This window comes from Azospirillum canadense (assembly GCF_025961225.1).
Classification (GTDB): Bacteria; Pseudomonadota; Alphaproteobacteria; order Azospirillales; family Azospirillaceae; genus Azospirillum; species Azospirillum canadense.
Genome location: NZ_JAOQNG010000010.1, coordinates 490,376 through 504,477, shown reverse-complemented (window position 1 = coordinate 504,477; position 14,102 = coordinate 490,376). Strand labels below are relative to the sequence as shown.

Sequence of the window (14,102 nt, the reverse complement as noted above, 5' to 3'; positions counted from 1 at the left end):
GACACGTCGTGGATTCTTGGTGCCTTGGTGCCTTGGTGGTGAATCCCAACGGAACGGGCGCCGATCGACGCCCCGCCCGCTTACCCCTCCGACACTTCCTCGTTCTGCTGGATCAGCACCTTGTCGATCCGGCGGCCGTCCATGTCCACCACCTCGAAGCGCATGCCGCCCCAGTGGAAATGCTCCGCCGCGGTGGGCACGTGGCCGAGGTGGTCGAGCATGAAGCCGGCGATGGTGTGGAAATCGCCCTCGCCCTTCAGGCCCTTCATGCCGACCAGCGCCTCAACCTCCTCGATCGGGGTCATGCCGTCGACCAGCCAGGAGCCGTCCTCGCGCTGCACAGCGCCGCCATCGGCCTCCTGCCCCAGCTCGGGCATCTCGCCGGCGATGGCCTCCATGATGTCGGTCACGGTGGCGATGCCCTCGACGCTGCCATACTCGTCCACCACCACAGCCATGTGCACGGTCGCCTGCTTGAACAGCTCCAGCAGGCGCAGGACCGGCGTGCCGTCGTGCACGACCAGCGGCTTCACCATCGCGGTGCGCAGGTTGAAGGGCTGCCCCTGGAGCGACTGGTCGAGCAGCGCCTTGCTGGACACGATGCCCTGCACCTCGTCCACGTCGCCGCGGCAGACCAGGAAACGGGAATAGCCGCTGCCGTGGATTTCCCGCGCGATGGCGTCCGACGGGTCGTCGAGGTCGAGCCACACCAGATCCGGGCGCGGCGTCATGATGGAGCGCACGGTCCGGTCCGACAGGTGGAACACGCCCTCGATCATCTTGCGCTCGGCCGGCTCGAAGACGCCGCTCTGCGTGCCTTCCTTGATGAGGCTCTTCACTTCCTCCTCGGTGACCGTCTGCTCGCGCGCGGTCGGCAGGCGAAGCAGCTTCATCAGCCCTTCGGTCGAGACGCCCAGCAGCCAGACCAGCGGCAGGCAGATCCGCGACAGCGTGCCCATGGGGCCGGCGACGGAGGCGGCGATGCGCTCCGCGTTCACCAGCGCCATGCGCTTGGGCACCAGCTCGCCGACGATCAGCGAGAAATAGGTGATCAGCGCCACCACGATGGCGAAGGCCACCTGCTGCCCGTAGGGGGCGATCCACGCCACCTCGCGGTCCAGGATCACGCCCAGCCGGTCGGCGAGCGTTGCGCCGCCATAGGCGCCGGCGATGATGCCGATCAGCGTGATGCCCACCTGCACCGTGGACAGGAAGTTGCCGGGGTCCTCCGTCAACGCCAGTGCGGCGCGGGCGCCCTTGCTGCGCTTTTCCTCGGCCATCTGCTGAAGCCGCGCGCGGCGCGACGACACCAGCGCCATTTCCGACATCGCGAAAAAGGCGTTCAGCAGGATCAGCAAAATGATGACCAGTACTTCCCAGATCATGGCGTCGTGCCCGCGGGCGCTCCCTCAACCGAAGATTTTGTGGAACAGAAGAATCGCGGCCTGCCCGAGCCCGAGCACGACCGCGGCGACGATGGCGATGGCGGCCAGCCCGGCCGCGAGGCCGGCGGCGACGAAGGCGCCGTCCTTTTCGATCAGGCCCAGCGCGATCAGCGCGATCGCGAAGGCCGGGGGTTGGTTGCCGAAGACGATGGGCAGCGCCAGGATGGTCGCCAGCACGATGACCGCAAGGCCGAGCAGCCGCTCCGCCGTCGGCGCGGTCAGCGCCGGCAGGCGCGGGCGCAGGTGGCGTTCAAGCCGGTCGACATAGGGATGGGCGCGCTTGACCACGCGCAGGAATGCGTCGCGGTCCACCGTGGCGGCGGCCACGCGGCGCGGCATCCAGGGCCGGTCGAGCCCCATCAGCATCTGGGCGCCGATCAGGATCATCGGCAGCCCGGTCACCGTGGACAGGCCCGGAACCGGCAGGACATTGGGAATGGACAGGAGAAGAAGAAGCGCCCCGAAGGCCCGGTCGCCCAGGATGCCCATCAGGTCGCCCAGCGCAATGCGCTCGCCGTGGTCGTGCGACAGGAAGTCGTCCAGCAGGGCCGAGGCGGGATTGCGGCACGCGTCCGCCGTCGCCTCGGAACCGGTGGACGTCTTGGGAGGTCGGCCCTCGGGAGATTGGCCGTCGCTCACGGCGCTCCCCACGGGGGCCGTGCGTGGCAGCGGGAGGGTAAACCCATGGACCTTTCGCGACGCAGCATCAGAGGAGTCCCTTCTACAGGATCAGCCGGGCGGGCGCCAGTGGCCATGTGAGCGGAGGCGCGAAACCATTGTGTATCAATGATTTGCTGAGCCGACCGGCAGGTCGACCGTGAAGGCCGAACCCCGCCCGGGGGCCGAATCGACCGAAATGCGCCCGCCGTGCCCCTCGACGATTGTGCGGCAGATGTAAAGGCCCAGGCCCACCGTCGTCTCCCCCGCCGTGCCCAGCGTGCCGGACCGGCCGAAGGGCTGGAACAGCTGCCCCAGTTCCGATTCCGGGATGCCCCGGCCGTTGTCGGCCACCACGATGCGGGCGTGCGGGACGCCGCCCACGCTCCCCTCCGGCGTTGCGCCCACGGTCACCCGGATCAGGGCGCCGCGGTCGGAGTATTTGATGGCGTTGGACAACAGGTTGTTGAGCACCTGCTCCACCTTGGCGGGGTCGACCTCGACCGTGCCTAGGGCGTCGTCGTTCACGGACAGCTCGATCGTCATGGCCTTGCCATCGGCCAACACCCGGTTCATGGAGACGTTCCGCCGCACCAGCCGGACAAGGTCGGTCGGCCGCGGCACCAGCCGCAGCCGCCCGGCCTGCACGGCTGCAAGCGACAGCGCGTCCTCGACCAGATGGCGCATGAACAGGCTGGATTCGCGGATGCGCTCCACGCAGCTGCGCTCCGCGTCCTCCAGCCGGCCGTCCAGCCGCTCCTCCAGGATCTGCGCGAAGCCGGCGACGACCTGAAGGGGGGAACGCAGGTCGTGCGCCAGCATGCCCATCAGCCGGTTCTTCTGCTCGTTGCTGGCGGCCAGCTCGCTGTTCGCCTTGGCCAACGCGCGTTGGGCGTTGGCAAGGTCGCTGTTGAGGCGCGACATTTCCTCGAACAGAGCCTCGACCGAGGCCTCATCCGCCGGGAACCCGCCGCCGTCCGGGCGGACCGCACCCAGCGCCCGCACCCGCAGGGCGAGCGCCGGGTCCTCCCCGGCGACCTGCTCGGCGATGGCGCGCACGGCCATCGGCACGCGGGCGACCGTCAGGACGAGCCCCTCCGCATCGCGCCGCCCGGACAGGTAGAGCGTACCGCCCTGCTCGACCGGCGACGCGAGCGGCCGGTCGAGCACCAACCCCATCCGCCGCAGATCCGCGAACAGGTCGAGCGCGCGCCCGACCGCGTCCGGCCCGAACAGCATCGGAAAGGGGCGCCCGGCTTCGGAATGCAGGGCCTCGGGATGCAACTCCGGAAGGCCGGCGCCGATGGCGTGGGCCGTCCGCAGCCGTCCGTCGAAGTCGCAGGCCAGGACCAGCGCGTCCATCCGTTTCCCCTTTACGCCGCGCCGGGCAGGGAGTCGGCCAGCGCCCCGGCAACCGAGATCGCCTCGGCCGCGGTCACCGCGCAGGCGTCCGCCCCCACGGCCTTCCACAGGTCGGGCACCAGGTTGAACGGATAGCCGCCGACCAGGATGCGCAGGGGCTGGTCGCCCAGTTCCGCCCGCACGGCGGCGATCAGGTCGGTCACGGTGCCGACATGGGCGCTGATTGTGGCGGACACCGCCAGGATGTGGGCGTTGCGCTCGCGCACCGCCTGCACGATGGCGCGCGCCGGCGCGTTGGCGCCGAGGTAATAGGTGTCCCACCCGGACATCTCGAAGAAATCGGCGACCATGCGGATGCCGACCTCGTGCAACTCGCCGCTGACGCAGGTGGCGACCATGGACCGGTTGCAGCGCTCGGCCGCGAAGATGCGCGGGTAAAGCTGGGCCATGACCGCCTGCGTGGCGGCGGTGGCGAAATGCTCGTGCGCCACGCTGATCGCGCCGGTCTGCCACAGCCGCCCGACCTCGCGCAGAGTCGGCTGGAAGACGTGCAGGTAGACGTCGGCGACGGCCATGCCCCCCTCCACCCGGTCCAGCACCAGGGTGGTGGCGCCGCGCCGGTCACCGGCCAGCAGGCGGTCGAGATAGGTCTTCGCCAAGGCGCCGTGCGGAGCATCCTCCGCAATGAATCGCGGGACGTCGACCGCCATGCCCGGCAGCCCGTCCAGCGCCGCCGCGACGCAGGCGCGCACCCGTTCCGCCGTCGCGTCGTCAACCCGCGCGGCGATCACGTCGCGCAGGATCTCCAGGCTTTCCCCCAGCTCCTCCACCGGAATCCCGATGTTGGCGAACAGCACCTTGACCCAACCGACATACTCGCGGAACAGCGCCGGGCGGTTCGCCGCCACGGCCTCCGCCAGGTACAGCACGTGGAAGCGCAGATCCTCGGCGCACTTGTCGCACCCGGCCTCGCCGTAGCGCGCGTAGAGCGCCGGCCACCGCTCGAACTGGATGGCGACCACCGCGCGGGCCAACTCATCGCACCGGCTGGCGATGGGGTTTGGGGCAATGGAGTTGGGTGGGGGGCGTACGGGGCGCATTCCGGCCTGAATGGTCCCGAGCATGGCGCGGCATCTCCGATTTGCATCACGGTTCGGAACGATAGTTGCGCAATCGCGCCCGACCTTACAACCTCCGTACCGTCACGATCACCGAATTTGCCCAATCCCTCCATCCCGCCCGAGCGGTCACGCGGATCAGCGCCCCTTCTGGATGACGAAGGTCAGGCGCTTGATCAGGTCGGCCTTGGACACCGGCTTCACCAGATAGCCGGAGATGCCGTAGGCGATGGCCCGCTTGACCGTGTCGGCCTCCCGATGGGCGGTCAGGACAACCACCGGCAGGTCGGCCAGCGGGTTGCCCGTGGCGGTGCGCAGCGCGTGCAGCAGGTCCAGCCCGCTCATCCGCGGCATCTCCAGGTCGCAGATGGCGACGTCCACCTCGTCCGCGTGCTTGCGCAGGATCTCCAGCGCCGCCATTCCGTCCGACGCCTCCCACAGCCGGCGCACCTTCAGGTCCTGGAGAAGCCGGCTCATCAGCCGGCGCGTGAAGTCGTCGTCCTCGATCAGCAGAACGCCGAGATCGTTGATGGCCTTGATTTGAGAAGAACTGTTCGCGCCGTCGGTCAGCATCCCTGGAACCCCGCTCCGCCCACAGCGGCGTTGCAAATCACGCCGCGCTGAACACGTTAACGCCGTCGGGACGGATAGAGAAGCCTCCAAAAAGGGAAAAGAAAGTCATATCCGCAACCTTCGCTCGGCCTGCGCTTTCCATTGGCGCCGTCACGTCTCCGAAGTCTTGGACATGGCTTTCACGGCCATGACCGCCTATGGTGGGCGATCACGCCGAAGCCACCGCCTGAAGACCCGCCGCCGTGTCCCCGTCCCGCTTTCCCCCACCGTCCGAGACCGGCGACTGGCTGATCGACCCGTCGTGCGGCGGAGTGCTGGCCGAGGTGGCGCAGGCGACGACGTCCGGCATCGCCTTGGTGGACCCGAACCGGCCCGATCGGCCGCTCGTCTACTGCAACCGCGCCTTCCGCGAAATCACCGGCTATGCCGAGGACGAGCTGATCGGCCGCAACATCCGCCTTCTCCAAGGGCCGGACACCGATCCGGACACGGTGGAGAGGGTCCGCGTCGCGCTGGAAACCGGGCAACCGGTGTCGGTGGAGGTCCTGAACTACCGCAAGGACGGCACCCCCTTCTGGAACGCGCTGTCGATCCGTCCGGTGACGGACCCCGACGGGCGCCTGCGCTGGTTCGTCGGGACCTGCATCGACGTCACGCGGAGCCGCCGGTCGGAGCAGGAACTGCGCGACGCGCAGGAGCAGCTGACCCGGCTCGCCGCCGAGACCTTCGCGCTGGCCGAGGACCTGGACCGCGCGCGGGAGGAGGCGGAGGCCGCCCGCGTCGCCGCCGAGAACGCCAGCCGGGCCAAGTCGCGCTTCCTGGCCATGATGAGCCACGAACTGCGCACGCCGATGACCGCGGTGATCGGCATGGGCGACCTGCTTCTGGGAACGCCGCTCAGCGAGGCGCAGAAGGGCTTCGTCAAGACGCTGCGGTCGTCCGCCGACACGCTGCTGACAATCCTGAACGACATCCTCGACTTCTCCAAGATCGAGGCCGGGCAGCTGGAGATGGAGGAGATCGACTTCTCCCTGTACCGGCTGGTCGAGGACGTGGTGCAGCTCTTCGCCGTCCGCGCTGCCGCCAAGGGCCTGTCGCTGACCGCCTCCATCGCGGAGGACACGCCCCGCCACGTGCGCGGCGACCCGACGCGGCTGCGCCAGGTGCTGTTCAACCTCGTCTCCAACGCCATCAAGTTCACCGACCGCGGCGGGATCGAAATCGCCGCGTGGCGCCCCGACGTGGACGAAGGCGATGGTAGCGCGGGCACCGACATGCTCCTGCGGTTCGAGGTCGCCGACACCGGCATCGGCATGACCGAGGAGCAGCGCGCCCGCGTGTTCGAGGCCTTCGTCCAGGCCGACGCCTCGACCAGCCGCCGGTACGGCGGCACGGGCCTGGGCCTGGCCATCTGCAAGCGGCTGGCCGAGGCGATGGGCGGCGACATCGCCGTGTCCAGCCTCCCCGGCCGCGGGACGACCTTCCGCTTCACCATCCGCTCCCGCTTGGCCGAGGCGCCGCCCGCCGCCGACGCGTTGGCGCAGCCGCTTCCCGAAACCCTGGTGCTGCGTTCCGGATCGGGTGAGGACGCGGCGGGACGTCCGGCGGCGTCGCTGCGGCTTCTGCTCGGCGAGGACAACGACGTCAACCGCATGCTGATCTCGGCCATGCTGACTCGGCTGGGGCACCGTATCGACGCCGTGGCGGACGGGCGCGCCGTGATCGCCGCCTTGCAGGCCGCCGACTACGACGCCGTGCTCCTCGACATGGAGATGCCGGTGATGGACGGCCGGTCCACCGCGCGGGCCATCCGCCGGATGAGCGGCCCGGCCTCCCGCCTGCCGATCATCGGCATTTCCGCCGACGCGCTGCCCGAGCACCGCGACGGCCACATGTCCGCGGGCCTCGACGCCTATCTGACGAAGCCGATCGACTGGGAACATCTGAACGCCGTCATCATCGACCTTGCCAGCCGGCCGCTCGACGACCGGGCCGTCCCGGTGCCCGGCAAGGCCGACGCCGTTCCGGAGCGCGACCTGTTCGCCCGGCTGCCGCTGGTCGACCGCGTGAAGCTGTCGGAGCTGAGGCTGGCGCTGGGCTCCGAAAGCCTGGACGGCATGCTGCGCCTGCTTCCGGAGACGGCGATGCGCGAGCTGACGGCGATCCGCTCGTCCCTGCAGGGAAATCGCCCGCGCGACCTGCGGCAGGCCGCCCACACGCTGGCCGGGCTGGCCGCCAATTTTGGCACGCCCCGCATGGCCGCCATCGCCCGCGCGCTGAACGACCATTACACCGACCCGGACAAGGTCGCGGCCCTGGTGCCGCTTCTGGAAGGCGTGGTGGAGACGACCAGCCGCGTGATCCTGGAAAGCGAGGCCGGCCCGCTCCCTGGGTGAGCCATTGAGCGGGATGCCGGTCGCGCCACTGGATTCGCGCCGGCCGGGATTGTTACGGTGATGGCATGCAGCTTGACCTATTGAACCGACCGGACGGTCGCACCGCGATCCTGATGCCGTCGGGCTTCATCCTCGATCTTCTGGAGCCGGACGCGACGGGCATGCCGATCACCGACATCGCCCAATGCCTCGCCGCGCAGCCCCGCTGGGGCGGCGCCGCGCGGCCGTGGTATTCCGTCGCCGAACACTCCGTGATGGTGTCGCGCCTCGTGCCGCCGCCACTGGCCTTTTCCGCGCTCATGCACGACAGCGAGGAGTTTCTCGGCGATTGGCCGTCGCCGGTAAAGGTCCTGCTGGACCGCGGCTACGTCAAGCAGCGGTTGCAGCCGGTCAAGGGCGCCCTGTGCCGCTGGTTCGGCTTCGAGGACGACCAGCCCGAGGTGAAGCACGCGGACCTCGTCTGCATGGCGACCGAACTGCGCGACCTCCTGCCGGCGGCCTGGATGGACTGGGGCCATCTCCCCCCGCCACATCCGTCCACCATCGTCCCGGTGGGCCCGGAACGCGCCTACACCCTGTTCCTCGACCGGTACGAGGAGGTGAAGCATCTGGCGAAACCCGCGCCGCGCCCGCGGAAGCGGCGCAGCCCGTCCCCCCGCTGACGCCAACGCGACGGACAGCCGAGCGTCACCGCCACCCCTGCGACGTGTAGTAGTCCGCGATCCGGTCCGCCACATCCTTACCCATGCGCTGGGCGTCGTCGCGAACCTCCGCCCGGAACGCCTCCGACGCGGCGGAGGGGGCCGCCCCCAGCGCCGCGCCGCTGGCAAGGCGACGGCCGATCGCGCCGACGCCCATGGTTTCCGCCATGCCGGGTTTCCGGCCGCTCGTCGAAGCGCCTTCATAATTCACCAGCAGGAAGGGCGCGCTGCCCACCGGCCGGTAAAGAAGCTGCACATCCGCCTGGACGTCGCTGCGCCCGGCGCCGAGCCCGATCACGTTGCGCTGGGTTCGGTTGCCTTCGTCGATGGAGATCAGCTGTCCTTCGACCAGCAGGTCGCTCCCACCGCCCACGGACGGGCCACCCGCTGCCCGTTCCGCCGGAATGCCGCGCTTGCGGAGTTCCGTGACGACCGCCTCGGACATGGCGTTGACCACCCGCCGTCCCACCGCGATCTCCTGTTCCGTCCGCGGTGTTCCCTGGGCGGCGCTGACCAGCCGGGAGCTCAGCCCGCGGTCGAGTTTCACCTCGTCCGGCGTCACGGCCAGATCGGAGACAAGCACGCGGGTGGGTGGCGGGAGGCGCGGCCCCCGGTAGACCTGCGTGGCCTCCATCTCCGGCTTGGCGCAGGCCACAAGACCGGAAACGACCACCAGCGCCACAGCCAGTTGGATCATAGCGGCAGGCGCTGCCAAGTTCGGCGTCATCGGAACCCTCCCCTTCGGCCGAGACGGAGGGGATCGCCTCTCCGACCTTACGGAGAAATCGAGGTTCCGTCCCCACCACAGGCCAGCACCCGGCCCAGTCATGGGTCAAGAGTTCGCTGGCAGAACTGCGCGCCTCATTTGACGCGACGTTCGCCTTTATTGGGATTTGAATGTTGCGCGAACGTCGGGGATGGGCCGCGCCCGGCCGCATCAGGCGTTTCGCGCCCTTTTGCGCGGCAAGCGGGCGGGTGCGCCGTTGTGCGTCACCCGCCCCGCAAGGGTCTTCCTGAACCTATGGACCCGGACCGCGTCGGCTTGGCGTGCATGGGCCGCGCGGCCTTACGCCTGTCCGACGGTGTGACCGGCGCCACGTCCGCGGCGGCTGCGCGCGGCGGCCTGCCCGATGGCGACGTCGTCGCCCATGCCCGGCATGCCCTCGCCCTCGGCTTGGTTCGCGCACCGCTCCGCCAGTTCCCGGATCGCGCCACGGATCTGCGGGTCACGGATGTTCTGGAAATAGCGCGCCAGCATCAGCGCCTCGCGCGACCGCAGCGTGCCTTCCGATTCCTCGGCCTGCGGCACGCCGGCTCCACCTTCCTGGGCGGCGTGGCGTTCCTCCAGCCCCTCGAAGAAGACCGACACGGGCACCCGGAAGAACTGCGCCAGCTTGAACAGCCGGCTGGCCGACACGCGGTTGAAGCCGCGCTCGTATTTCTGCAGTTGCTGGAACGTCAGCCCCAGCGCCGACGCGACGTCGCTCTGGCTGAGGCCGGCCAACATGCGCAGTTCGCGCAGGCGCTGCCCGACGAACACATCGACCTCGTTGAGGCCTTCCTTCTTTTCACGGCCGCGTTTTTTCACAGCATCCCCCACCGTTGGCTTGGTTTCGACCCGACGCACGGCCCGGCACCACAGGACACCGCCGAACGAAAGGCCGGCGGGACTCTGGAATGAGTCGAGAAAGTTCCCGTGCCGCTTATGCCATGGCTAAAACGGCACAACGTCGGCGTCAATTGCAACTCAGCTATGACGTCGAACCCTCAAAGTCAACCTCTGCTGCGTCATTTACTACCACAGAAACACCGTGATATCTGGGAACAGCACCGAATGAATGATGATGTTATTCTTTCTTTCGGGGTATTTCCGGACCATCGCCCCGCAGCGGCGACAAAAGAGGCACGCGTCGATCGCGAAAGCGGACCGAATCCTTCTCCACCCGCGCAATGGACGTGCGTGGCCGGCGCGCATCGGTAGGCATTTTTTGCCGGGGACTGGGCAATATCTGCCCACGCATTAACCCTCTGTTCATCAAGACAACGCAGCATGCCCGCTGAAGTAGACCCCGGCGCGGAATTTGCAGCCGCACTTGCTGCGCCTGCGAAATCAAGGACTTCTCCAGGAGTTCCTTGCCGAGTTGGGGCATCCGATCGGGGTGGACGCGCGTGAACAACCTTTTGCAGACCTTGCGCAATCTCGGCCCCGCGCGCCTTGCGGCGATCGGCGGCGTGGGGATTCTGCTGATCGGATTCTTCGTCTACCTGATGACCCGCCTCTCCACCCCGGAGATGGAGCTTCTTTACTCCGACCTCCAGCAGGGCGAAGCGGCCGCCATCGCCAAGAAGCTGGACGAGGCGAAGGTTCCTTACACGGTTGACAAGACCGGCACGAAGATCACCGTCCCGGCCGACCAGGTGGGGCCGGTCCGCATGCGGATGGCCGCGGCCGGGCTGCCGTCGGGCGGGTCGATCGGCTACGAGCTGTTCGACAAGGGCGAAGGCTTCGGCGCCACAAGCTTCATGCAGAACATCAACCACCTGCGCGCGCTGGAAGGCGAGATGGCGCGCACGGTGCAGACGCTGAACGGCGTGCAGCAGGCCCGCGTCCACCTCGTGCTGCCCAAGCGCGAGCTGTTTGCCCGCCAGCAGAACCCGGCGACGGCCAGCGTCTTCCTGAAGCTGCGCCCCGGCGCGCAGCTGTCGCGCGAGAACATCCAGGCGATCCAGCAGCTGATCGCCGCCTCGGTCCCGAACCTCGACCCCAGCCGCATCTCCATCGTCGACGACAAGGGCAAGCTGCTGTCGCGCGGCGCCGGCAACGACAGCGCCGACGCCATGCTCGCGTCCGCCGAGGAGAAGAAGGTCACCTACGAGAACCGCATCGCCCGCACCATCGAGGATCTGCTGGGCCGCACCGTCGGCTACGGCAAGGTCCGTGCGGAGGTGTCGGCCGACCTCGACTTCGACCGCATCACCACCCAGTCGGAAATCTTCGACCCGGAAAGCCAAGTCGTCCGCTCGACCCAGACGGTCAGCGAGACGAACGAGAGCAGCGACCGCGACCCGCTGTCGCCGGTCACCGTGGACCAGAACCTGCCCACCGCGCAGTCCGGGAACAACGCCGGCCCGATCTCGCACAACAAGCAGGGTCGCAACGAAGAGACGATCAACTACGAGATCAGCAAGACCACCAAGAACCACGTCCGCGAGACCGGGCAGGTGCGGCGCCTGTCCGTGGCCGTGCTGGTGGACGGCACCTACGCCCCGGCCAAGGACGGCAACCCGCCCGCCTACCAGCCGCGGACGGAGCAGGAAGTGGAGAGCATCAAGGCGCTGGTCCGCTCGGCCGTCGGCCTCGACGCGGTGCGCGGCGATTCGCTCGAAGTCGTCAACATGCGCTTCTGGACTCCGGAAGACGACATGCAGAAGCCGGAGGAGCTGTTCCTGGGCATGACCAAGGAAGACCTGTTCCGCATCGCCGAAATGGTGGTGCTCGGGATCGTCGCCGTGCTGATCATCCTGCTGGTCATCCGCCCGCTGATCACACGCGCCTTCGAGAAGGCCGATCAGCAGGAGGACGACGACATGGACCGCCTGCTGACCGACCAGAGCGGCCTGCCCGCGGCACTCGCCGCCCCGACCGGCGCGCTCGCCCAGGATCTGGCGCTGGAAGCCGCTCAGGCCGAAGAGGATCTGGAGCAGATGATCGACATCAACCGCGTCGAGGGCCGCGTCCGCGCCTCCTCGCTGCGCAAGGTGGGCGAGATCGTGGAGAAGCACCCGGAGGAAGCGGTGTCGATCCTGCGCAACTGGCTCTACCAGGAGAGCTGAGGCGATGAGTTCCGTCCGCAAGTTCCTCTTCGACGAATCCTTCGACGTGGACGCCCCGCCGCCGCGGCAGTACCAGGTCGAGGAGGACTATCTGCCCGAGCCGGAGCCCGTGCCGGAGATCCCGGCGGAGCCGCCGCCTCCCCCGCCGCCGGTCTTCGGCGAGGAGGATCTGGCCGCCGCCCGCGCCCAGGGCTTCGCCGAGGGCGAGACGGCCGGCAAGTCCGCCGGCTATGGCAAGGGCTTCGTGGACGGCAGCAGCGCCGGTCGCGGCGAGGGCTACGAGAAGGCCCGCGTGGAGATCGAGGCCACCGTGCAGGCCCGCATCGCCAACGCGCTGGAAGCCATCGGCGGCGGCGTGCAGCACCTGATCAACGAACACAACGCGGTGCGCGGCGTCCTATCCGACCAGCCCGTGCACGTGGCGCTGACCATCGTCCGCAAGCTGATGCCGGAGCTGGCCCGCCGCGGCGGCCTGGCGGAGGTGGAGGGCGTCGTGCGCGCCTGCCTGACCGACCTGATCGACGAGCCGCGCCTCGTGGTCCGCGTGGCCGAGGACACGGTCGACCTGGTGCGCGAGCATCTCGACCAGGTGATCGGGTCGCGCGGCTTCGGGGCCAAGCTGATGGTCGCGGGCGACCCGGCTCTGGCCCCCGGCAGCTGCCGGATCGAATGGGCCGAAGGCGGCGTGGAGCGCGACACTGGGCGCCTGATGGCCGAGATCGAGCGCCGCGTCGCCACGGTCCTCGACGCCCCGGCGCCGGCCTGAGACCGATTGCTTTGGAGAGTTTAGATGGGTAAGGACAGCTTCTCCCTCGACGAGTTGGACAACGGCGGCCGCGGCGATGTCTCGGACTACGAGACCGGCCTCGGTCCAGCCAAGGATCTGGAGGCGGTCTACGACATCCCGGTCCAGATCTCGGCCGTGCTCGGCAAGTCCACCATGCAGGTCAGCCAGCTCCTGAAGCTCGGCCGCGGCGCGGTGGTGGAGCTTGACCGCAAGGTGGGCGAGGCCATCGACATCTACGTGAACAACCGCCTCGTCGCCCGCGGCGAAGTCGTGGTGGTGGAGGATCGCCTGGGCGTGACCATGACCGAAATCATCAAGTCGGACCGCGGATGAGCGTCACCCGGGATACGTCCGACCAGCCGCGCCGCGGCGGACGGGGTGGCCCCAGCGCGACGTCGCCGTCGCGCGGCGCGCGGCTGCGCGGCGGGGTGGACGCGGCGACCCTGGTCGGGCTTGCCGCCGCCACGGGCGTCATCCTCGTCGCCATCGCGGCGGGCGGTTCCTTGCGCGCCTTTCTCGACCCACCGTCGCTGATCATCGTGGTCGGCGGCACGCTGGCGGTCACCACCGCGTCCTTCTCGCTGGGCGACGTGGCGCGGGCGTGGCGCGACGCCGGGGCCGTGCTGGTCCAGCGCACCAACGACCCGCGCGGCGTGGCCCGGCAGGTGCTTCTGCTGGCCGAAGCCGCGCGCCGCGCGCCGGAAACGCTGCGCAACGTCCTGCCGGAGCTGCGCACCGACTCCTTCCTGCACCGCTCCGTCACCTTGGTGGCGGAGGGCCTGCCGCCCGACGACATCGAGCGCATGCTGACCGGGGAGGTGGAGGCCGTCGGCTCCAGCCACATCAAGAGCGCGGGCGTGCTGCGCCGCGGGTCGGAGGTGGCGCCGGCCATGGGGCTGATCGGCACGCTGGTCGGCCTCGTCCAGATGCTGGGCAGCCTGAACGACCCCTCAAGCATCGGCCCGGCCATGGCGCTGGCGCTGCTGACCACCTTCTACGGCGCCGTCCTCGGCAACGTCGTGCTCGCCCCGCTCGCCGCGAAGGTGGAGCGGGCGGCCGAAGAGGACGCGCTCATCAAGACTCTGTACACCATCGGCGCCGTATCCATCGCGCGTCAGGAAAATCCGCGGCGTCTGGAGATGCTCCTGAACGCCGTCCTGCCGCCTGGAAAGCGGATCCAGTACTTCGACCGGGACTCCGACCGGGGATTTCCGAGGGGAGCGTAAACG

Annotated in this window: 13 protein-coding genes; 6 read left to right on the top strand and 7 right to left on the bottom strand. The window is 69.0% G+C overall.

From position 1 onward, the window contains the following. Positions 1-80: 80 nt before the first annotated feature. The 5 genes from M2351_RS38070 to M2351_RS38050 all read right to left on the bottom strand — a co-directional run bounded on the left by M2351_RS38070 (position 81) and on the right by M2351_RS38050 (position 5,155). Positions 81-1,385: a hemolysin family protein gene (locus M2351_RS38070; RefSeq protein WP_264661174.1), complete on the bottom strand. Its 1,305-nt coding sequence runs from the start codon at positions 1,383-1,385 to the stop codon at positions 81-83. Positions 1,386-1,409: 24 nt separating this feature from the next. Then, entirely contained in the window at positions 1,410-2,084 is a 675-nt protein-coding gene (locus tag M2351_RS38065; RefSeq protein ID WP_264661173.1) for an exopolysaccharide biosynthesis protein, read from the bottom strand. 144 nt (positions 2,085-2,228) lie between these two features. Beyond that, positions 2,229-3,464, bottom strand: a complete 1,236-nt coding sequence (locus tag M2351_RS38060) for a sensor histidine kinase (protein WP_264661172.1) — start codon at positions 3,462-3,464, stop codon at positions 2,229-2,231. Between the two features lie 11 nt (positions 3,465-3,475). Beyond that, positions 3,476-4,588 carry a cobalamin B12-binding domain-containing protein gene (locus tag M2351_RS38055; protein ID WP_264661171.1) on the bottom strand — a complete coding sequence of 371 codons (1,113 nt, stop codon included), beginning with the start codon at positions 4,586-4,588 and terminating at the stop codon, positions 3,476-3,478. Positions 4,589-4,720: 132 nt separating this feature from the next. Then, on the bottom strand, positions 4,721-5,155 hold the full coding sequence (locus tag M2351_RS38050) for a response regulator (protein WP_264661170.1): 435 nt from the start codon (positions 5,153-5,155) through the stop codon (positions 4,721-4,723). 242 nt (positions 5,156-5,397) lie between these two features. Between M2351_RS38050 and M2351_RS38045 the strand changes: the two genes are divergently transcribed. After that, positions 5,398-7,551: an ATP-binding protein gene (locus M2351_RS38045; protein WP_264661169.1), complete on the top strand. Its 2,154-nt coding sequence runs from the start codon at positions 5,398-5,400 to the stop codon at positions 7,549-7,551. Between the two features lie 65 nt (positions 7,552-7,616). After that, the gene (locus tag M2351_RS38040) at positions 7,617-8,213 is read left to right on the top strand and encodes a hydrolase (RefSeq protein ID WP_264661168.1); all 597 of its coding nucleotides are present in this window, start codon (positions 7,617-7,619) and stop codon (positions 8,211-8,213) included. Between the two features lie 25 nt (positions 8,214-8,238). On the opposite strand, the gene M2351_RS38035 is transcribed toward M2351_RS38040, so the two are convergent. Together M2351_RS38035 and M2351_RS38030 are read right to left on the bottom strand one after the other, a co-directional pair. Further along, positions 8,239-8,979 carry a DUF4410 domain-containing protein gene (locus M2351_RS38035; protein WP_264661167.1) on the bottom strand — a complete coding sequence of 247 codons (741 nt, stop codon included), beginning with the start codon at positions 8,977-8,979 and terminating at the stop codon, positions 8,239-8,241. Positions 8,980-9,318: 339 nt separating this feature from the next. Further along, on the bottom strand, positions 9,319-9,840 hold the full coding sequence (locus tag M2351_RS38030; protein ID WP_264661166.1) for a helix-turn-helix domain-containing protein: 522 nt from the start codon (positions 9,838-9,840) through the stop codon (positions 9,319-9,321). A gap of 581 nt (positions 9,841-10,421) precedes the next feature. Here M2351_RS38030 and fliF point away from each other — a divergent pair. Genes fliF through M2351_RS38010 form a run of 4 tightly spaced genes read left to right on the top strand, consistent with a single transcriptional unit; the run spans position 10,422 to position 14,099 of the window. Continuing rightward, the gene (gene fliF / locus M2351_RS38025; protein ID WP_264661165.1) at positions 10,422-12,086 is read left to right on the top strand and encodes a flagellar basal-body MS-ring/collar protein FliF; all 1,665 of its coding nucleotides are present in this window, start codon (positions 10,422-10,424) and stop codon (positions 12,084-12,086) included. Positions 12,087-12,090: 4 nt separating this feature from the next. Next, the gene (locus M2351_RS38020; protein WP_264661164.1) at positions 12,091-12,852 is read left to right on the top strand and encodes a FliH/SctL family protein; all 762 of its coding nucleotides are present in this window, start codon (positions 12,091-12,093) and stop codon (positions 12,850-12,852) included. A 24-nt stretch (positions 12,853-12,876) separates the two neighbouring features. Next, complete coding sequence (gene fliN / locus M2351_RS38015) at positions 12,877-13,206, top strand: flagellar motor switch protein FliN (protein ID WP_264661163.1); 330 nt, start codon at positions 12,877-12,879, stop codon at positions 13,204-13,206. Beyond that, positions 13,203-14,099: a motility protein A gene (locus M2351_RS38010; RefSeq protein WP_264661162.1), complete on the top strand. Its 897-nt coding sequence runs from the start codon at positions 13,203-13,205 to the stop codon at positions 14,097-14,099. The genes fliN and M2351_RS38010 overlap by 4 nt, the downstream gene beginning before the upstream one ends. The last annotated feature ends 3 nt before the right edge of the window (positions 14,100-14,102 follow it).